The sequence below is a fragment of the Streptomyces sp. NPDC101191 genome (assembly GCF_044767915.1).
GTDB lineage: Bacteria > Actinomycetota > Actinomycetes > Streptomycetales > Streptomycetaceae > Streptomyces.
In genome coordinates this window covers 1,354,446-1,373,274 of record NZ_JBIWOU010000001.1, presented here as the reverse complement: position 1 = coordinate 1,373,274, position 18,829 = coordinate 1,354,446, and the positions used below count along the sequence as shown (strand labels likewise).

18 protein-coding genes and 1 tRNA gene are annotated in these 18,829 nt (G+C 73.5%); 10 read left to right on the top strand and 9 right to left on the bottom strand.

The features are described 5' to 3' along the window. Positions 1-56 precede the first annotated feature (56 nt). The 5 genes from ACIRQF_RS05955 to ACIRQF_RS05935 all read right to left on the bottom strand — a co-directional run bounded on the left by ACIRQF_RS05955 (position 57) and on the right by ACIRQF_RS05935 (position 5,304). Positions 57-905 (bottom strand): STM4011 family radical SAM protein, encoded by an 849-nt coding sequence (locus ACIRQF_RS05955; RefSeq protein ID WP_389750190.1) that lies wholly within the window; start codon positions 903-905, stop codon positions 57-59. A 7-nt stretch (positions 906-912) separates the two neighbouring features. Continuing rightward, on the bottom strand, positions 913-2,274 hold the full coding sequence (locus ACIRQF_RS05950; RefSeq protein WP_404089194.1) for an STM4012 family radical SAM protein: 1,362 nt from the start codon (positions 2,272-2,274) through the stop codon (positions 913-915). Beyond that, on the bottom strand, positions 2,271-3,113 hold the full coding sequence (locus ACIRQF_RS05945) for an STM4013/SEN3800 family hydrolase (RefSeq protein ID WP_404089192.1): 843 nt from the start codon (positions 3,111-3,113) through the stop codon (positions 2,271-2,273). Before ACIRQF_RS05945 ends, ACIRQF_RS05950 begins: the two co-directional genes overlap by 4 nt. A 110-nt stretch (positions 3,114-3,223) precedes the next feature. Further along, the gene (locus ACIRQF_RS05940) at positions 3,224-4,348 is read right to left on the bottom strand and encodes an STM4014 family protein (protein WP_404089190.1); all 1,125 of its coding nucleotides are present in this window, start codon (positions 4,346-4,348) and stop codon (positions 3,224-3,226) included. Continuing rightward, positions 4,345-5,304: an STM4015 family protein gene (locus ACIRQF_RS05935; RefSeq protein WP_382482704.1), complete on the bottom strand. Its 960-nt coding sequence runs from the start codon at positions 5,302-5,304 to the stop codon at positions 4,345-4,347. Before ACIRQF_RS05935 ends, ACIRQF_RS05940 begins: the two co-directional genes overlap by 4 nt. 197 nt (positions 5,305-5,501) lie before the next feature. Here ACIRQF_RS05935 and ACIRQF_RS05930 point away from each other — a divergent pair, with 197 nt between their 5' ends. Then, positions 5,502-6,776: a hypothetical protein gene (locus ACIRQF_RS05930; protein WP_404089187.1), complete on the top strand. Its 1,275-nt coding sequence runs from the start codon at positions 5,502-5,504 to the stop codon at positions 6,774-6,776. 121 nt (positions 6,777-6,897) lie between these two features. Continuing rightward, complete coding sequence (locus ACIRQF_RS05925) at positions 6,898-7,740, top strand: SIMPL domain-containing protein (RefSeq protein WP_404089185.1); 843 nt, start codon at positions 6,898-6,900, stop codon at positions 7,738-7,740. Between the two features lie 239 nt (positions 7,741-7,979). On the opposite strand, the gene ACIRQF_RS05920 is transcribed toward ACIRQF_RS05925, so the two are convergent. Further along, positions 7,980-8,606 carry a TetR/AcrR family transcriptional regulator gene (locus ACIRQF_RS05920; protein WP_376631170.1) on the bottom strand — a complete coding sequence of 209 codons (627 nt, stop codon included), beginning with the start codon at positions 8,604-8,606 and terminating at the stop codon, positions 7,980-7,982. Positions 8,607-8,698: 92 nt separating this feature from the next. Between ACIRQF_RS05920 and ACIRQF_RS05915 the strand changes: the two genes are divergently transcribed. The 6 genes from ACIRQF_RS05915 (at position 8,699) to ACIRQF_RS05890 (ending at position 14,404) form a co-directional block, all read left to right on the top strand. Continuing rightward, complete coding sequence (locus ACIRQF_RS05915) at positions 8,699-9,928, top strand: MBL fold metallo-hydrolase (protein ID WP_404089182.1); 1,230 nt, start codon at positions 8,699-8,701, stop codon at positions 9,926-9,928. A 482-nt stretch (positions 9,929-10,410) separates the two neighbouring features. Continuing rightward, entirely contained in the window at positions 10,411-12,414 is a 2,004-nt protein-coding gene (locus tag ACIRQF_RS05910) for an ATP-binding protein (protein ID WP_404089180.1), read from the top strand. Positions 12,415-12,419: 5 nt separating this feature from the next. Then, complete coding sequence (locus ACIRQF_RS05905; protein ID WP_382482710.1) at positions 12,420-12,854, top strand: roadblock/LC7 domain-containing protein; 435 nt, start codon at positions 12,420-12,422, stop codon at positions 12,852-12,854. Further along, positions 12,851-13,225: a DUF742 domain-containing protein gene (locus ACIRQF_RS05900; RefSeq protein WP_376631162.1), complete on the top strand. Its 375-nt coding sequence runs from the start codon at positions 12,851-12,853 to the stop codon at positions 13,223-13,225. Before ACIRQF_RS05905 ends, ACIRQF_RS05900 begins: the two co-directional genes overlap by 4 nt. Next, positions 13,203-13,838: an ATP/GTP-binding protein gene (locus ACIRQF_RS05895; RefSeq protein ID WP_376631161.1), complete on the top strand. Its 636-nt coding sequence runs from the start codon at positions 13,203-13,205 to the stop codon at positions 13,836-13,838. Before ACIRQF_RS05900 ends, ACIRQF_RS05895 begins: the two co-directional genes overlap by 23 nt. Continuing rightward, positions 13,835-14,404 (top strand): GAF domain-containing protein, encoded by a 570-nt coding sequence (locus ACIRQF_RS05890; protein ID WP_404089177.1) that lies wholly within the window; start codon positions 13,835-13,837, stop codon positions 14,402-14,404. The genes ACIRQF_RS05895 and ACIRQF_RS05890 overlap by 4 nt, the downstream gene beginning before the upstream one ends. Positions 14,405-14,501: 97 nt before the next feature. Here ACIRQF_RS05890 and ACIRQF_RS05885 read toward each other — a convergent pair whose 3' ends face one another. Further along, complete coding sequence (locus ACIRQF_RS05885; protein WP_376631157.1) at positions 14,502-15,701, bottom strand: acyl-CoA dehydrogenase family protein; 1,200 nt, start codon at positions 15,699-15,701, stop codon at positions 14,502-14,504. 564 nt (positions 15,702-16,265) lie between these two features. Here ACIRQF_RS05885 and ACIRQF_RS05880 point away from each other — a divergent pair. Then, entirely contained in the window at positions 16,266-16,637 is a 372-nt protein-coding gene (locus ACIRQF_RS05880; protein ID WP_404089174.1) for an MmcQ/YjbR family DNA-binding protein, read from the top strand. A 19-nt stretch (positions 16,638-16,656) separates the two neighbouring features. Here the strand turns inward: ACIRQF_RS05880 and ACIRQF_RS05875 are convergent, their stop codons facing one another. Beyond that, complete coding sequence (locus ACIRQF_RS05875) at positions 16,657-17,550, bottom strand: transketolase family protein (RefSeq protein ID WP_404089172.1); 894 nt, start codon at positions 17,548-17,550, stop codon at positions 16,657-16,659. Between the two features lie 61 nt (positions 17,551-17,611). After that, positions 17,612-18,331: a transketolase gene (locus ACIRQF_RS05870; RefSeq protein ID WP_404089170.1), complete on the bottom strand. Its 720-nt coding sequence runs from the start codon at positions 18,329-18,331 to the stop codon at positions 17,612-17,614. A 125-nt stretch (positions 18,332-18,456) separates the two neighbouring features. Between ACIRQF_RS05870 and ACIRQF_RS05865 the strand changes: the two genes are divergently transcribed. Then, positions 18,457-18,530, top strand: a tRNA-Pro gene (locus ACIRQF_RS05865). The last annotated feature ends 299 nt before the right edge of the window (positions 18,531-18,829 follow it).

Here is an 18,829-nt window from a genome sequence, read left to right as displayed (position 1 = left end):
GCGCCCACCCACGCGGCCGGGGCCGTGGACCGCACGGGGGCCCGGCGGGACGGTGCTCAGGCCCGGCCCGCCGGGATGCGCTCCAGGACCCCGCCGGCGAACACGTCGTACAGCGGCAGCGTCTCCAGGTGGACGTAGCCGATGTGGCAGTCGCAGGCGGCGAGCGGGCAGGCACGGGGGCGCAGGGCGGCCCGGTAGGAGCCGTCGTAGAGATTGCCCAGCTCGGCCTTCACGAAGTGGCAGCGGCGCACCGTCCCCTCGCCGTCCACCGAGAGCACCGACTCGCCCGTGCGGCACGGCAGGCCCGCCGAGGGGTGCGGATGCCGGCTGTACGGGAAGAGCGGGTCGAGGGCCGTCCACTCGGCGGCCTCCGGGTCGGCGTAGGTGCGGCCCTCGGCCGCGTTCACCCACAGATAGACCTGCTCCGGCAGCGCCTCGCGCAGCCGGCGGGCCTGCTCCAGGTGCTCGGGCAGGCCGACGATCCCGACGCTGAAACGGACCCCCCGGGAGACGAGCTCCCGGCACTTGCCCAGGAAACGCTCGTACGGCGTCTGGCCCGGGTGGTAGGTGCACCACAGCGCCAGGGTGTCGAGGTCGGCCTCGTCCAGCCAGCCGGTGCGGCAGCTCAGGTTCGTCTGGATCGCCACCCGTTCCACGTGCGGCAGCCGGGACAGCTCGACCATGGCCCGCCGGTACCAGGACCGCACCAGGCCCTCGCCCCACGGCGTGAAGAGGATCCGCAGCCGGTCCCCCTCCTGCCGGGCCGCCCAGCCGGTGAAGCGTTCCAGCGCCGCCCGGTCGGCGCGCAGCAGCGCGGGGCTGTCCCGACGCTTGGCGAAGGGACAGTAGGGACAGTCGTAGTCGCAGGAGGCGAGCGGCCCCCGGTAGAGCAGGGTCAGGTCCATGCCGCGCCTACTTCGCCTCGTACGCGGCCATCGCCGCGCTCACCGCCGGCGAGAACAGCTCGGGCCCGAGCCCGTCCGAGTGCGCCAGTCCCTCGGGGGAGAGTCGCAGCAGCCCGGCCGGGGCGTCGGTGTCCAGCCAGCCCCACGCCTCGAAACGGGCGAGCTCGGCGGCGAAGTGCTCGAACGGCGATCCGCCGAAGCGGTCCGCGTAGGCGGCCAGCGGCATGCCCTCCGCCTGGAGCAGAGACTGCAGCAGGTGCCGGCGGCGGGTCTCGTCCGCGTCGACCCGCCGGCCCACCTCGGCCCGGGAGAAGTCCCCGGCCCGCGTGTAGGCGTCGATGATCCCGCGGATCTCCGGCATCCCGACGGCGTAGTCGAAGGAGTAGTGGAGCGCCGAGGTGTACGAGCGGGCACCGCAGCCCAGTCCGATCATGCCGTCCGTCTGGCAGGCGTGGTCGTCGGGCCCGAGCGGCGGCGCGTCCGTCCGTCGGAACATGCGCATCGACACCTGCGCGTACCCCCGCGCGAGGAGGTGGTCGCGGCCGGCGCGGTAGAGCCGCAGCCGCTGCTCGTCCCACTCCCGGTCGGCGGCCGGCCCGGAAGCGCCGGCGGCCTGCCGGCCCAGGCCGGTGAGCGGGCGGACGTACAGCGGGTAGAGGTACAGCTCCTCGGGGTGCCAGGCGAGGGCCGCGTCGAGCGAGCGGCGCCAGGACTCCTCGGTCTGGCCGTCGATGCCGTAGATGAGGTCGATGTTGAGGACCGGGACGCCGGTGGCGCGGATCCGGCCGAGGGCCGCCTCGACGTCCGCCCGGCGCTGCGGGCGCACCGCTGCCCTGGCCTCCGCCTCGACGAAGCTCTGCACGCCGATGCTCAGCCGCGTCGCACCCCGCTCGGCGAGGACCGCCAGTCGGTCGGCGGTCGCGGTCGCGGGCGAGGTCTCCACGGACAGCGGCACCGCCCGCAGATCGGCCCCCATCCGCCGCTCGGCGATGTCGCAGAGCCGTTCCAGCTCGGCGGCGGTGAGGAAGGTGGGGGTGCCACCGCCGAACGCCGCCGTCGCGAACCGGACCGGCGACGCGTCGCCCAGCGCCTCGCGCACGGCGGTCGCCTGCCGGTCGAGCGCGTCGAGGTAGCGGGTGGTCAGCTCGTCGGGGGCGCCGATCCGGGTGAAGAGGTTGCAGAAGCCGCAGCGGACCTCGCAGAAGGGGATGTGCGCGTAGAGCGACAGCGCGTCCTTCGGCTCGTCCGCCCAGAGCGCGGCGAGCGACGGGCGTTCGGGCAGCGGCCGGTAGGCGGTCTTGTGCGGGTACGCGTAGACGTAACTGCGGTACGGGCGCGGGGTGTCGGCGTGGGTACGGAGCACGGTCACGCGGCCTCCTCCCGCGGGTCCCGGGCGTCGCCGGCGGCCGGGCCCGGCAGGACGAACTGCGCGTACGGCACCGTCCACACCACCTCGTGGCCGAGCCGGTGCCCGGTGAAGCCGTCGTCCCCGTACGCCGTGCCGTGGTCGGAGCAGACGATCGCGAAGCACGCGCGACGGCTGCTCATCGCGGCGAACAGGCGCCCGATGTGCCGGTCCACGTACTCCAGGGCGGCCGCGTGGGTGGCCTTCGAGTCGCCGGCCTCGCGGGTCGCACCAGGCCGGTGGAACCAGTTGGGCTGGTGCAGGGCCGAGACGTTCACGAACAGGAAGAGCCGGCGCTCGCGGGGGAGCGCGGCTACCACCTCCTCCGCACGCGCCACCTGGGACTCGAAGGAGGTCGGCGAGGCCACCCCGAAGGAGGGCTCCCAGTGGCTCTCCTGGAACATCCCGGGCAGCACGGTGCCGAGCGGCGGCTGCCGGTTGAAGAAGCCGACGCCGCCCACGCACACCGTCCGGTACCCCTCGTGCGCGAGCGCCGAGACCAGGTCGGGGGTGTCGTAGACGTAGGTGCCGTCCGCGGTGGTCTCGCTGCCCGCGAACGAGGCGGCGAAGAGCCTCGGGTGCGGGCCGGGCTCCGCCGGAGTGGGCAGGAACCCCGCGAAGATGGCCTGGTGGGAGGCGTACGTGAAGCTGCCGGGCGCGTGCCGGCGTTCCCAGGCCCCGCCGGGCAGGTGCCGGGCCAGGTGGGGGATGCGGCCCGCGGCGGCGAGCTCGGCGGCCACGTCGTACCGCAGGGTGTCGAGGGTGACCAGGAGCAGGTCGTGGCTGCCGACGATCTCGTTCATGTCGGGCGCGACGGGAGGGGCGGTCGGAACGGGCGGCGCGCCCGGAACGACGGATGAGCGCGGCGGGCCCGGTGTGGTCGGCGGGCCGGGTGCGGCGGGGCTCGGGGGGTTCACGACGTGCTCGTTCCTGTGGTTCGCGTACGGAGGAGGGCGGCGACCTGGGCCGCATAGGTGTCCCGGCCCTCGGCGCCGCCGCCGGGCAGGCCGGTGAGCCCGGGGAGCAGGTCGCCGAAGGCGTTGACCTCGCCGACCGAGAAGCGGCGCCAGCCGGTCGCGGGCAGCAGGTCGACGCCCACGCAGCGGGTGCCGGGGAAGGCCGCGGCGGCCCGCTCGCAGACGGCGAGCGCGTCGGCGAAACGGCCGCCCGCCGTGGCGATCGCGGCACGCACCGCGTCCAGATCGCCCCGGGCGCCGCCGAGGTGCAGATTGGTCATGGGTGAGGGGCTGGTGCGGACGACGGCGTGGGTGGCCCGGCCGTCGACCACCACCACCCGCAGGTCGGCGGCCCGCCCACCGAGCGAGGCCTTCGGCAGCCAGCGCTCCACGTGCAGACCGTCCGGGGCGAGCGCGTCGACGATCGCGGCGACCTCCCGCTCCGACGTGTAGCGGCGGACGCGCAGCGAGTTGTGCAGCCGGCCGTCGGCCCGGCGTTCCACCGAGGTGGTGGCCTGCACCCGGCCCGCGCCGGTGGTCTCGACGGCGAGCACCCCGGAGGCCGAGGAGCCGTGCGCGAGCTTCACGAACACCCGGCGCATCCCGGCGCCGCCCGTGATCGCCCGCACGTCCTCCCAGCCCCGTACCGGCGGAGCCGCCGCCCCCGAGGTGGGCGAGGGCGGCACCCGCACGCCGGCCGCGGCCAGCCGCGCGTGGCTGCGCCGCTTGTCGAAGAGGACCGCGAGCTCGCCGGGGTCGGCGAGCAGCTCCGCACCGGCGGACCGCACCTGGGCGGCGAGGCCGGTGACGGTCGCCGTGAAGCCCGCGTACCAGCGGCCGGTGCCCTCGACCCGGGTCGGCTCCGGCACGCCGCGCAGCAGCCGGTCGACCTCAGGTTGCTCGCCGGGGGAGTCGAGGCGCACCCGCTCGCCCGCACGGAAGACGGCCCCGCCCCGCAGCACGTCCAGCCACGGCACGGCCCGCGGCCGGGGCAGCCCGGCGGCGAGCGCCGCGTCCTGGAAGAGCCGCACGCGGCGGCCCTCCGGATCGCCGACGACGACGAGGGGCGGGACGGGGGTCACTCGGCGACCGCTACGTACCGGTAGACCTCGCCGTCGCCGTCGTCCTCCGGCGTCTGCGGGTCGGCCAGGTCGACCAGGACGCCGTGCGGGACCAGCGCGGCGGACACCCGTTCGGCGGCCTCCTTCGACAGATAGTGGTGCGCGAGGCCGAGCCGCCGCAGACCGGTCAGCGCACCCCCGGCGATCAGCGCCGCAGCGCCGGCGTCGGTGAGGGTGCCCATGGACAGGTCGAGGGCCTCCAGACGGGCGACGACGGGGGCGTCCGCGACGGCGGCGGCGATCTCGTCCTGGATGTCGCTGTTGCGCAGACCGAGGCGCCGCAGTGCCGGCACCCGGTCGCCCGCGAGCAGCGGCGCCAGGTCGGCGACCGTGCTGTCACCGCCGTACGTGTCGGTGCCCAGCCACAGCTCCAGGTCCTCCAGCGCGGGCAGCTCGCTCCCGGCGATGCCGCGGACCACCGCGCCGCTCAGTCCGCCGGTCTCGACGACGAGGCTCCGCAGCCCGGTGTGCCGCACCGGCGGGAAGGCCAGGCCGGTGCCGCCGCGCACGCCGAAGGCCCGCAGCGCCGGATAGGCGGCGAGAAGCGGGGTCACGTCGGACTGGACGATCCATGAAATCTCGCAGTCCTCGAACGTCATGTCGCCGAGGAACACCGCCTCCAGGCCGGTCAGCCGGTTGTTGGCGCCCATCAGGGCGGTGACGATGGCGGCCGACGAGGTCTCGTACGGCTCGTCCCAGCCGCCCACGACCACGGCCCGCACCCGGGCGGTGTCCACGGTCGCGAGGAAGCGCTCGAAGAGCGGCTGCCACTGCTCGTCCTCGGGCTCGGCGTACGTCGGGACGGACAGGCGCCAGGCCACCGACGCGGCGTCGGGCAGCTCGGCCGCCGTGCCCGGCGCGGGGAACTCGAACACGGGCAGCCCGTGGAACTCCTGCAGGTGAACCCCAATGGTCATGTCTGCTCCTGACACCCGGACGTGGCACCGGCCGGCGTTGATCGGCTGATGCATGAAGTTCTACCAAGCACGGCTGACAACGCCGGGGCCGGGCCCGGCGGCGCGGGACGGGGCCGCCGGGAGCTCCGCCGCGCACGGGCGTGCCCGGAAAGCGTGTCCGGAAAGGAATCTGATGATTTGTCTGATAATCATCACTCGTGTTCATGCGTCGCACCCTCACCGCACTGCTGCTCGCCGTGGCCACGCTTCTCGTCGCCCTCCCGGCCGCCGGCGCCGACACGCCCACGGGCGGGGACACCAGCCCTACGGGCGAGGCGGTTTCCCCGCCCCCGGAGGCCCCCGTGGACCCGTCCGCGGCAGCATCACCCGAGCCTCCGGGAGCACCGTGGGCCGAACCCCCGACGGAGCCGTGGGCCGAGCCCTCGGGAGGCGGGTGGACCGCCGCACCACCCGCCTTCCCGGCCTCGTTCACCATCCGGGGGGTCGACCTCCACGACGGACAGATCGTCAGGTTCGGGCACACGTACTACATGTACGGCTCGATGTACGGCTGCGGCTTCGAGTGGTACGCGCCGCCCACGCCCTGGTGCGGGTTCGGCGTCTCCACCGCCCCCACGCCCCGCGGCCCCTGGAGCACCCCCGTGCCCCTCTTCGACCCGGCCGCCGTCGACCCGTGGACCCGCGCCTCCTGGCAGGACACCTGCGGCGGCACCGCCCAGGGCTGCTTCAACCCGCGGATGATCCGCCGCACCGGCTGGGGCCGGGACGACGGGGCCTTCGTCCTCTGGTTCAACAGCCCCCGGCACTACTCGCTCGACGGGTCGAACGCCTACAACGTCATGGGCTGCGCCTCCGCCGCCGGACCGTGCGGTCCCGGCGCGGGGCCGGACGGCTGGTACCGGAAGCCCGCGCTCTCCTTCTGCAACGGCAACGGGGACTTCGGCATCATCGCCTCGGGCACCCCCGGGGCCCCGCCCGCGATCGTCTGCACCCAGCCCGGCGCCGCCCAGCTCAATCTCGAAGAACTCGACGGCCAGGGAAGCGGCGGACACGGCGTCGGCGTGCGCAAGGTCGCCGGGCTCACCGACGTCGAGGGGCCGGGCGGCTACTGGGACCCGGTGTGGCGGCGCTATGTCCTCACCTACGCCGACACCGCCTGCGGTTACTGCTCCGGCACCCCGATCGGCTACGCCACCGCGCCCTCCCTCTACACGGGCTGGTCCGCGCCCGGCAACGTGGGCTGGAGCGCTCCGGTGTCCGGGCGCCGCGTCTTCGACGGCAACAGCTGTGGGGGCCAGCCCAGGACCGTCACCGTCCTCGACGGCCGACCCTGGCAGATCATCGACCTCTGGCTGGGCACCCGCAACGAGGCCGCCGCCCCCACCCACCTCGTGCCCCTGAGCTACGTCCCCACCCCGGGCAGCCCCGGCGACGGACGCGTCTGGCGCCCGCCGCTCGCCCTGAACTGCTGACGGCCTGGTACGGAGAGGTGAAGGAGCGGGCTGCGCAGGAGTGGCGAAGGGGCGCGGCGGGCGGCGACTGGTGGGATGTGCCCCGCCGGGCCGCCGGCGCCCACCGTCGAAGGGAACGTCCATGACACCTCGCCACCATCCGGGAGAAGGAGCCACGCGGGAGGTCCCCCGCCGGGCCGCCCGCCGCGCCGGGGGCCGGGCCGGACGGCCGCGGACCGGCGGGCTGCCCGCCCTCGCCCTCGGCGCGGCGCTCGGCGGCCTGCTGCTGGGCGCCGCGGCCCCCGCCCTCGCCGCCGGACACGCTCCCGAGGCGCGCCCCGCCGCCGTCCGTCAGGAGGCGGCCGACACCGTGACGGTGACCGGGAGCGGGAGCGCGTCCGCCGTGCCGGACCTCGCCGTGCTGTCGGTCGGCGTCGAGGTGACCCGCAAGACCGCCAAGGAGGCGGTGGCCGCGCAGAAGACCGCGGCCCAGGTGCTCCTGGACGCGCTGCACGCGCAGGGCGTGGAGGACCGGGACATCCGCACCGAGAGCCTCTCCCTCTCGCCGGTGTACACACCGAGCCCCCAGGGAGAGAGCAAGGTGACCGGCTACCAGGCCGGGCAGACCTTCTCCGTCACGGTCCGCGACGTCGACCGGGCCGGGCAGGTCGTGGGCGCCGTGAGCGATGCCGCGGGCGACGCGGGCCGTGTCCACGGCGTCACCTTCGACGTGTCCGACCCCTCCGCGCTGCGCGCCAGGGCCCGGGCGGCCGCCCACCGCGACGCGCGGGACAAGGCCTCCCAGTACGCCGAGCTCAGCGGCCGCGGGGTCGGCCGTCTGGTCTCGCTCACCGAGGGCGAGAGCGTACGCCCCGGGCCCGGCACGGCCCCGGGCGCTGCCGCGGACGGCGGCGGGGGCGTGCCGCTCGCCCCGGGAGAGATCGAGGAGCGCGTGACGGTCGTGGCGGTCTACGAGCTGCTCTGAGGTCCCGGCCGGGCCGCTCCCCGCCCGCCACTCCGCCTGCTCCCTGGTCCGCTCCCTGGTCCGCTCCCGTGCCTGCTGCTCCCGGGCCTGCTGCTCCCGTGCCTGCTGCTCCCGGGCCTCCTCCGACGGCTGTCCCGAGACCTCATGCGGGGTGTGGGGGCGGCTCCGGGGGCCGGTGGCCGTCGCCGGCCCAGGACACCCCACGTACCCTCGGGGACGCCTCACGCGGGCGTCAGGCGTCACGAGGGCGTGGCGGGCGAGGAAGCGGGCAGGGCCGGCAGCCCGAGCTCGCGTGCGAGGGCCGCGTCCGCCCACTCCAGCATGGTCGCGCGGGCGAGGGCGCCCGGGTACGCGGTCATCTGGACGGCCAGGCCGTCCAGGAACGCGGTCAGCCGCCAGGCCGCGGCGGCCGGGTCGGCGCACGAGAACTCGCCGGCCTCCGCCCCCTCCGAGATCACCGAGGCCAGGGCGTCCTTCCAGGCCCGGTCCAGCGATCCGGCCACCTCGCGCAGCGCCGGCTCTCGGGGTGCCACCGCCCAGCTCTCGATCCACAGCCGCCAGCCCTTGGCCTGGCCGGTCGGGGCGTACCAGCGGACCGCCGCGCGCAGCCGGCGCACGGCGGTGGTACGGCGGCCCAGAAGCTTGCGAAGCCGGGCCAGGTCCTGCTCGGCGGCGTGCGCGAAGGCTGCCGCGACCAGCTGTTCCTTCGTGGCGAAGTGGTACAGGACGAGAGCGTTGCTCACCCCGAGCTCGGCGGCCACGTCGGCGATCCGCAGCGCCGCGGCACCGCGGGCCTCGATCTGGGTCACGGCTGCCCGCAGCAGGGCCTCCCGCCGCTCGGGCACGCTCAACCGCTCTCTCGCCACGCTCCGACCCTACACAGCACATGACAAGGGCATGCCGGGGCAAGGAGGGCCGGAGGGGGCGCGACCGCCGCACGGTCGCCGGTCCGCTCATAATGAAGAGACCCTCGACTTCAGGAGGTCCTGTGACCGGCACTGGCTCCGACCACACGCTGCGGGCACGGCTGCGCGCGCTGCGCCCCGCGGCCTTCGGCGCCGATCCGACGGGGGAGCGCATGGAGCGCATCCTCCGCTCGCCGAACTTCGCCGACGGCGTCTTCCAGAACCCCGAGCAGGCCCGGCACCGGCCGTCCGGTTCCACGATGGAGTTCGCGAAGGTCTACTTCGAGAAGGAGGCGCGGGCACGCCGGGCCCCCGACGGCACGATCCCGGTCCACCCCACCACCGTCGCGGACCTGGCGCGCCCCCCGGCCACCGGGCTTCGGATCACCTGGATGGGGCACTCCAGCGTCCTCGCCGAGATCGACGGCCGACGGGTGCTCTTCGACCCGGTCTGGGGCGACCGCTGCTCGCCCTTCGCCTTCGCGGGCCCCAAGCGGCTCCACCCGGTGCCCGCGCCGCTCGCGACCCTCGGCCCGGTCGACGTCGTCGTGATCTCCCACGACCACTACGACCACCTCGACCTGCCCACGATCAAGGCGCTCGCCGGCACCGGGACCCTCTTCGCCGTCCCGCTCGGCGTCGGTGCCCACCTGGAGCACTGGGGCGTGTCCCCGTCCCGGATCCGCGAGCTCGACTGGACCGAGTCCACCGAGATCGGCGACCTGCGGCTCACGGCGACGCCCGCCCGCCACTTCTGCGGCCGCGGACTGCGCAACCAGCAGCACACCCTGTGGGCCTCCTGGGTGGTCGAGGGCCCGGAGCACCGGATCTACCACAGCGGCGACACCGGCTACTTCTCCGGCTTCAAGGACATCGGGGCGGCCCACGGCCCCTTCGACGCCACCATGATCCAGATCGGCGCGTACTCCGAGTACTGGCCGGACATCCACATGACGCCGGCCGAGGGCCTGCGAGCCCACCTCGACCTCCAGGGCGGCGCTCCGCACGGTGTGCTGCTGCCGATCCACTGGGGCACCTTCAACCTGGCCCCGCACCCGTGGGCCGAGCCGGGCGCCTGGACGAAGGACGCCGCCGACGAGGCGGGGCAGACCGTCGCGCTGCCGCGTCCCGGCCAGCCCTTCGAGCCCGGGGGCGACGTGCCGTCCGAGCCCTGGTGGTCCGGCGTCTCCCGTCCGATCGCCCGCCACTGGCGCCGCTCCCTGCCGCCGCGCACGGCGCCCGAGGACCGCAGCGGCGAGCCGGCCCCCGCGGGCGGTCGCTGACGCGGTCCCGCGGCCGCAACCCACGCGAACACGAACAGACAGCGACGTACGCACCAACGCGAACGCGAATCCGGACCGATCGGGTCCGCGCCGGGGCGGTGTGAAGGTGCCGGGAAGGACGCATCCGGAACCTTCACACCGCCCCGGCGCATGTCCGGGCGACGGGATTCCGCTCAGGGGCGATTCGCGCGCCGAGCGGCGGCCCGGGTCGGTGTTCGCGGCCCTCCGCTCCGGCGCCGATCCCTTCGGGCGACGAGTTTCGGCCAAGTGTTCTCGGCCGGTGGTGAGATGGCGATACCAGAGTGAGGCGGTCTACGGGTAAGTTTGCCAACTGCGCACCGCACGTGAACGGTTGACAACTACAGTGGATGCTTGGTGATCATCGGTAGGCTCATCACACTCACGTAGGAAACCCACGTAGCACACCCCCCGTAGTGCACCCCCGTAGTACGCCGATTCCTGGGCACGTACCAAGGACACTCATGTCTCAACTTCGCGCACCCGCCGCGCGGTCCGAACGCCGCGAGGGCGGGCGGCACGGCCGGTCAGGCGCCCGCACCGCCGCCGGCACGACCGGCGCCGGCTCCGCTCAGTCCCCCGCGCCGCTTCCGAACGAGGCCCGCATACGCCCCCAACTCCTGCGTACCTCCGTACTTCCGGCCGTCGCCGTGGCGCTGGGCGGCGCCGCCGCGGTCCTGTTCACGATCCGCTCCACCGGCGCCCATGTGACGCCCGGCCTGTGGGTCGCGCTCACCGGTGCCGCGGCCCTCACGGTCGCCTCGGTGACCGCCGCCGCCCTCGGCGCGGACCGGGCGGCCAAGGCGGTCCTCGACCGCGCCAACGCGCTGCGCCGCAACAGTGCCCGCGGACAGAGCGAACTGCAGGCGGTCGTCGAACAGCTGCGCAGGGGCGAGACCCCCGCACCCCGCCCCGCGGCTCCCGCCGGCTCCCCTTCCGGCGACGAATTCGACCTGCTGGCACAGGAGCTGACGCGCTCTCATGAGGCCGCTGTGAACGCCGTGGTGTCGGCGTCGCAGCTCTCCAGCAGCGTCGGCAACGAGCAGAAGGTCGAGGTCTTCGTGAACCTCGCCCGCCGGCTCCAGTCGCTCGTCCACCGCGAGATCCAGCTCCTCGACGAGCTGGAGAACGAGGTCGAGGACCCCGAGCTGCTCAAGGGCCTCTTCCACGTCGACCACCTCGCCACCCGCATCCGCCGGCACGCGGAGAACCTCGCCGTCCTCGGCGGCGCCATCTCCCGTCGCCAGTGGTCGAACCCGGTCACCATGACGGAGGTGCTGCGTTCCTCCATCGCCGAGGTCGAGCAGTACCCGCGCGTCAAGCTGGTCCCGCCGATCGACGGGACGCTCCGGGGCCATGCCGTGGCCGACGTCATCCACCTCCTCGCCGAACTCGTCGAGAACGCGACGCTGTTCTCCGCGCCGCACACCACGGTGCTGCTGCGCGCCCAGTACGTGACGGCCGGTCTGGCCATCGAGGTCGAGGACCGCGGTCTCGGCATGCCCGTCGGCGAGCAGAACAAGATGAACGCCCTGCTCGCCGACCCGGACCAGGTCAACGTCGCCCACCTGCTCCAGGACGGCCGCATCGGCCTCTTCGTCGTCTCGGCCCTCGCCCGGCGACACGGCATCGCCGTCCGTCTCCAGTCGAACATCTACGGCGGCGTCCAGGCCGTGCTCGTCCTGCCGCAGGGCCTGCTCGGCGCCGACCCCGAGGGCCTCGCCCGCAGCGAGGGCCGGGCACAGGCACCGGCGCACGCCCCGGCGGAGGTCCAGGCTCCGGCCTCCGCCCAGGCCCCGGTCGTCGGCCAGGCCTCCGTGCAGGCGCCGCCCCGGGTCGCGCCCGCCCCGGCGGCCCCGGCCCCCGTGACGCCCGCCCCCGTGGCGCCCGCGCCCGCCCCCACCCCCGTGGCGGCACACGCGTCGCAGCAGGTCCAGTCGTACACGCAGCCGTACGTGCCGGCCCCGGCGGCCCCCGTCGCCCCGGCCGCGACCGCCCCGGTCACCCCCTCCGGACACCGGCCCGCGCCCCACGCCCCCCACGCCTCCGGTGCCCCCACCGGGTCCGGCATGCCGGCGATGCCGGGTGCCCCCGCCGGTTCCGGCGTGCCCGGCGCGTCCGCCGGCTCCGGTCTGCCCGGCGTGTCCGCCGGCTCCGGTCTGCCCGGTGTCCCGCACCAGCCCGCCCCCGCCGAGCCCGTGCGGCCCGGCTCCGCTCACTCCGCTCCGGCCGCCGAGGTCCCCCCGGCCTCGCGCCCCGGAGTGCCGGGCAGGCCCCTCCTCCCCAAGCGGCGCGCACAGGAACACCTCGTCCCGCAGCTGCGTGACGAGCCCGTGGCCCGCAAGCCCGAGGAGCACGCCCTGCACGACCCGGGTCTGATGGCCGCCTTCCAGCGCGGCATCGGTCTCGCAGAATCCCAGCCCGCCCCCCGTGAATCGCCGCGTCCCGGTGACGCGCACAAGGAGTAGACACCATGGCGAGCAATGCGCCGAACGGCCATTCCTCGGATCTCGACTGGCTGCTCAGCGGCCTGGTCCAGCGGGTCCCGTACACGCGTAACGCCGTACTGCTCTCCTCCGACGGTCTGGTGAAGTCCGTGCACGGCCTCGACCAGGACGCGGCCGACCACATGGCTGCGCTGGCCTCCGGCCTGTACTCGCTCGGCCGCAGCGCCGGCGCGCGCTTCGGCGACGGCGGCGAGGTCCGGCAGGTCGTGGTCGAGCTGGACTCCACCCTGCTGTTCGTCTCCACCGCCGGCTCCGGCACCTGCCTCGCGGTGCTCGCCGGCCGGGAGGCGGACGCCGCCGTCCTGGGCTACGAGATGGCCATGCTGGTGAAGAGCGTGCGGCCGTACCTGGTCACCCCGGCCAGACAGGCCGCCGGCGTCGTGGGCAGTGCGGGCCAGTGAACGTGGGCTCCCAGGAAGGGCCCTGGCTCGACGACGCGGCAGGCCGGCTGATCCGCCCGTACACCGTGAGCGGCGGCCGGACCAAGCCCACCGCCGCGCTCGACCTGCTCTCCATGGTGATGGCGACCGGCTCGAGCCCGCAGCCGCACATGGGTCCCGAACACAACCTGGCTCTCGGGCTGTGCGGCGGACCCACTTCGGTGGCGGAGATCGCGGCGCACTTACGGCTCCCGGCCGTCGTCACCAAGGTCCTGCTCTCCGACCTCGTGGACTGCGGGGCGCTCACCGCCCGAGCGCCCCGTTTCCACGCCAACCCAACCGACCGTTCCTTGCTGGAGGCAGTGCTCGATGGCCTACGACAACGGCTCTGAGCGCCACGACCGTGGTCACGACGGCTTCGCCGCCGACCCGTTTCCCACCGCTCTGAAGATCCTGGTGGCCGGCGGGTTCGGCGTGGGCAAGACCACGTTCGTGGGCGCGGTCAGCGAGATCGAACCGCTGAGCACCGAAGAGCTGCTGACCTCCGTCAGCGCGGCCACCGACAGCCTGGAGGGCGTGGAGTCCAAGACCACGACCACGGTCGCGATGGACTTCGGACGCATCACCCTCGACGACCGCAACGTGCTCTATCTGTTCGGCACCCCGGGCCAGGAGCGCTTCTGGTTCATGTGGGACGAACTCTCCGAGGGTGCCCTCGGCGCCGTCGTCCTCGCCGACACCCGCCGTCTCCAGGAATGCTTCTCCGCCGTCGACTTCTTCGAGCGGCGGGGCATCAACTTCGTGGTGGCGGTCAACGAGTTCGACGGCGCCTTCCGCTACGACCCGGACGAGGTGCGGGCCGCCCTGGACCTCAGGCCCACGGTGCCGGTCGTGCTCTGCGACGCCCGGATCTCCAGCTCGGGCATCCGTACCCTGCTGACCCTCGTCCAGCATCTGCTCACCACCATCCCGGCCGCCGCGCCGACCTACGGAGCCACGACATGACCTACGACCCGACCGGTCATCTGCTGCTCACCCCCGTCGACCACGAGGCGCCCGCCCGGGTCCGCCGGCTGCGTGAACTGGGCCTCGGCGAGCAGCCCGACCCGGCCTTCGACGACTTCGCCCACCGGCTCGCGGACGTGACCGGTGCCCCGTTCTCGATGGTCAACTTCATCGACGAGAGCCGGCAGTTCTTCGCCGGCCTGCACACCCCGGCCGGCAGCCACTCGGGCACCGACCTCGGGGCGAACGCCGCCGGCGGCGGCGTCGGCCGCTTCATGGCCCGCGACCACGGTTACTGCCCGCACGTCGTGGTGCGCCGCAAGGCCCTCGTCCTGGAGGACGTCTGCGACTACCCGCGTTTCGCGGGCAACCCGGTCGTGGACGAGATCGGCATCCGCTCCTACATGGGCGCCCCGCTGATCGACCGTACCGGAGTCGCCCTCGGCACCATCTGCGTCGTCGACACGGACGTACGGCCCTGGGGCCGCGCCGGCCTGGAGACGATCAAGGCGATGGCGGCCGAGCTGGTGGAGCAGATCCACCGCCGCGAGGACGGCATGTTCTGACGGTCCGACGGATCGGCGCTGCGCACAGGCGCGGCGGTGCCCCGGTGTTCGGCTCCTCTGCCGGACTCCGGGGCACGGTCGTTTCGGTGACGAAACGTCAGACGTGGGCCGGCTCCATGCGGACCACCTCGGAGAGCCGCTCCGACCAGCTGCCCTTGTCCTGTCCGAGGGCGACCTCGGCGAGGCGGAGGAGCTGGATGTCGGAGGTGCCCGCGGGGGCGAAGATGTGGTGCGCGTCGCGGAGGTAGCGCTCGATGGCCCGGTCGGTGAAGAGGCCGGCCGCCGCGTGGATCTCCATGGCGTTGCGCCCGGAGTCGATGGCGGACTCGACGTTGACCAGCTTGGCGTTCATCAGCTCGGTGTCGCAGGACATGCCCTGGTCGAGCAGGTGGACGGCGTGGTAGGCGGCGAGCCGGGCCGTCATCAGCCGCGACTGCATCTGTCCCAGCTTCAGCTTGACGGTGGGGAGCGCGGCGAGCGGCTCGCCGTAGCGGATGCGCTCGGTGGCGAAGCGGGTGGTCTCCTCCAGGATGGCCTGGTGGATGCCGAGGGAGACCGCGGTGAGGTTGGCGCGGCCGTAGAGCACGCTGGAGGAGTAGGCGACGGCGAGGCCGTCCCCCTCGTCGCCGAGCCGGTTGGCCGCCGGCACCCGGCAGTTCTCGAAGATGAGCTCGCCGAAGCTGAAGCCGTGCAGACCCATGGCCGGCTGCTGCGGACCGGTCCTGAACCCCGGGCGATCGGATTCGACCAGGAAGGCTGTGAGTCCCTTCGACCCCGGACCGGTCCGGACCACGACACCGTGGAGATCGCCGACGTGGCTGTTGCCGACGTACACCTTGCTGCCGTTGAGGATGTAGTCGTCGCCGTCACGCACCGCGCTCGCGGACATGCCGAGGACATGGCCGCCGGACTCGGGCTCGGTCACCGCGATGGTGGGCAGGCATTCGCCGGCGGAGATGGCCGGAAGCCAGGTCTTCCGCTGCTCGTCGCTGCCGAAGTGCACGATCTTGGCGGTGCCGAGCTGCGAGGCCTGGACCATGGCACCCATCGCGCCGCTGACCCGCGAGAGCTCCTCGATGATGATCGTCTTGGCCAGATGGCCGGCGCCCATGCCGCCGTACTCTTGGCCGATAGTCGCGCCCAACCAGCCCTGTTCGGCGATCAGCCGGGAGAGCTCGTGGTGCACTGAGCGCGACGCTTCCATCTCCGCTATCCGTGGCCGAACCTCACGCTCTGCGAAGTCTCGAACGGTCTCCCGGAGCTGGTGATGCATGCGACTGCTGAAGTAGCCGTCCATCCGAGTCCTCCCCTGCGAAACGCCTGCTCGTCCAGTGGGCCGAGCAGGTGGTGCATCGGCAGTGGTCCCGTCCCGAACAGGCCGACCACTTCATGGTGTTGATCTTTCTGGGACGGATCAATATCGCCACCAAGTTTGGCCGAAAACGGAATGGTTGACGTTTGTTTCTGACTGTGTTTCGCGTGGTCTTGGCGCATCAGGTCCGGTCCGCCCCGCGATCCCCAGGGGCTCGTTTCTGCCACATGCCAACGGCACAGTATTCATGGGCAAATGGCAGGAAGGAGGCGCGGATACCCTCATTCCGTAGTTCATCGGGGAACACCCGTCATTCCGGAACCGCGCCCAAGCCGCGACATGCGGTTACCGCACGGTATCCGCGCTCGCGCACCCCCAAGGGAAGGACACGTCGGGAGCACGCGGTGGCACGGGCGGGGCGCGGGGCGGATCACACGGGGTGGAGGGGGCTCGTCACGGAGCGTGCGCGGGCGCCCGCCTTGCCCGGGCCGCCCTCCCTCACTCTCCGTGGCGAGGCGCGATGTCAGAGGGAGGCCGTAGCGTCGGCGCATGGTTACCGCCGACGACGTGCGCAGGATCGCCCTCACGCTGCCCGGGGCGTTCGAGAAGCAGGCGTGGGGCATGCCCACCTTCCGGGCCGGCCAGGGCGGCCGCGTCTTCGCGTCGCTGTCCGACGACGACCAGGTGATCGGCGTGAAGTGCCCCAAGGAGGACCGGGCGGAGCTGATCGCCGCCGAGCCGGAGAAGTTCTGCCTGCGCGAGGGGCACGACGACGCCTGGGCCTGGATGCGGGTGCGGCTCGGCGCCCTGGAAGACGAGGAGGAGCTGCGTGCGATCCTGACCGACTCCTGGCGGCAGGCGGCGCCGCGCAGGCTCCTCGCCGAACACCCCGACCTGGGCCTGCCGCACGCGGACGACTGATCCCTCAGGCCGCCCGGGCTCATCCCAGGAAGGCGGTGATCCGCGCTCGCAGGGACGCCGGGTCGAGTCCCTGCCCGGCCAGGTGCTCCTCGATCGTGCCGTAGCGGCGCAGCTCGCGCCGCCCGATGCCCAGTCCCAGCACCCGGTGCGGCACCTCGGCCAGCGCGTCGTTGGCGGCGGCCGTCGAGGTCCCGGCGAGGTACGGCTCCACCAGGACGACGTCGGGCCGCGCCCCGGCCACCGCACGGCGCAGCGTCGTGCCGTCGAAGGGCCGGACCGTCGTCGCGTACAGCACGGTCACGTCCATACCCTCGGTCGCGGCCAGTACGTCGTCGAGCATCGGCCCCACCGCGACGACGACCGCCCGGGAGCCCTCGCGCAGCACGGTGAACCCGCTCCGGGCCATCGGGTGCGCCGAGGCGTTGGAGTGCACCGACAGGCGCACGTACACCGACCCCTCGCTCGCGACCGCCTGCCGCAGCAGGGCCTCCGCCTCGTCCGGGTGCCCCGGCACGTGCACGGTCCAGCCCTCCAGGGTGTCCATCAGTGCCACGTCACCGGGAGACATATGGGTGAAGCCGCCGGACGGCCAGTCGTACGAGCCGCCCGCGCTGACCAGGACGCCGTGCACGCCCTGGTGCCCGAAGTCCAGCTTCAGCTGCTCGAAGGGCCGCTCCACCAGGAAGGAGGCGAAGGTGTGCATGATCGGCCGCATCCCCGTCAGCGCCATCCCGCCGCCGGCCCCGATGAGCAGCTGCTCCCGGATCCCGACGTTGATCACGCGGTCCGGGTGGCGCCGCAGCGCCTGCTGGAACCCGTCCTTGCTGATCTCGGCGAGCAGCAGCGCGAGACGGGGGTCGTCGTCGAGCAGTCGGTCGGCGGTGGCGATGAAACGGTCGCGCATGGTGTCCACGGAAGGGTCTCCTCGAAGGTGCCGGCGGCGCGGGTCGGGGCCGGAGGGGGGAAGAAGGTGCTCAGGAGTTCTTGGGCTCGACGCGGGCGACGACCGCCCGCGGCCGGCCCGGGTGCGGTGCGGTGAAGGCGGCGTACAGCGCCTCGTGGTCCCGCCCGTCCACGGTCACGGCGGACCAGCCGGCCGCCTCGAACCGTGAGGCGATCCCGCCGGGCCAGCCGTGGGTGGCGGAGCTGTTGTCGATCACGATCGTGTGCAGCTGCTCCAGGGCGGCGGGCCCGGCGTAGGCGAGTGCCTCGTGGTTGCTCCCCTCGTCGAGTTCGGCGTCCCCGATCAGCACCCACACCTTCGGCTCGGTCAGCCCCTGGGCCCGCAGCCCGAGCACGCTCCCCACGGCCAGCGGCAGCCCGTGCCCGAGCGACCCGCTCCCGATCTCGACCCCGGGGACGAGGGTCCGGTCCGGGTGGTGCCCGAGCGGTGAGTCGTATCCGCCGAAGCCGGGCAGGGCGTCCTCCGCCACGAAGCCCTTGTCGGCGAGGACGGCGTAGTAGGCCATGGGCCCGTGACCCTTGGACAGCAGGAACCGGTCCCGCCCGGGGTCGTCGACCGTTCCGGGCGACACCCGCAGCACCCGGTCGTAGAGCACCCAGAGGGCGTCGAGCGTGGAGGTGGCGGCGGGGGAGTGCTTCTCGGCGCCGGTCATCAGCTCCATGAGCCGCCGCAGCCGCGCCGTGCCGCCCCGTGCGTCCGCCGTGTCCTTGGCATACGTCGTGTTCGTCATGGCACACACCGTGCAACCTCAAGCAAGCTTGAGGTCAAGCTGTCAACGGGTTCGTGAACACGCGCGGAAGTGCGGTATGGTTCTCGTGCGCGTTCGGCCGGGGAAACCCCAGGTCAGACGGGCATCGGGACGTGGCGCAGCTTGGTAGCGCACTTGACTGGGGGTCAAGGGGTCGCAGGTTCAAATCCTGTCGTCCCGACTTGTGAGAGTCGGAAATCGAGGGGCCGTTTCGGAGTGATCCGAAACGGCCCCTCGGTCATGCCCGAAGGAGGGCCGGGGGATCGGCGCGCCGGCTGATCCGCAGGGCCCGCAGCGCCCGCAGCGCACCGCGACCCGGCCGGGGGCGGCCTGCCCGGACGGTGTCCGGCGGGTGGATGATCCGGGCCTTCGTTTGAGGGGCAGCCGGTGCCCCGGGGGGCGCTGCCGCGTGCGGACGGCACGGGTTGGTCTCAACTCCGCTGTTCCCTGGTCGAGTTGAACGGATTTGACCTATGTTCT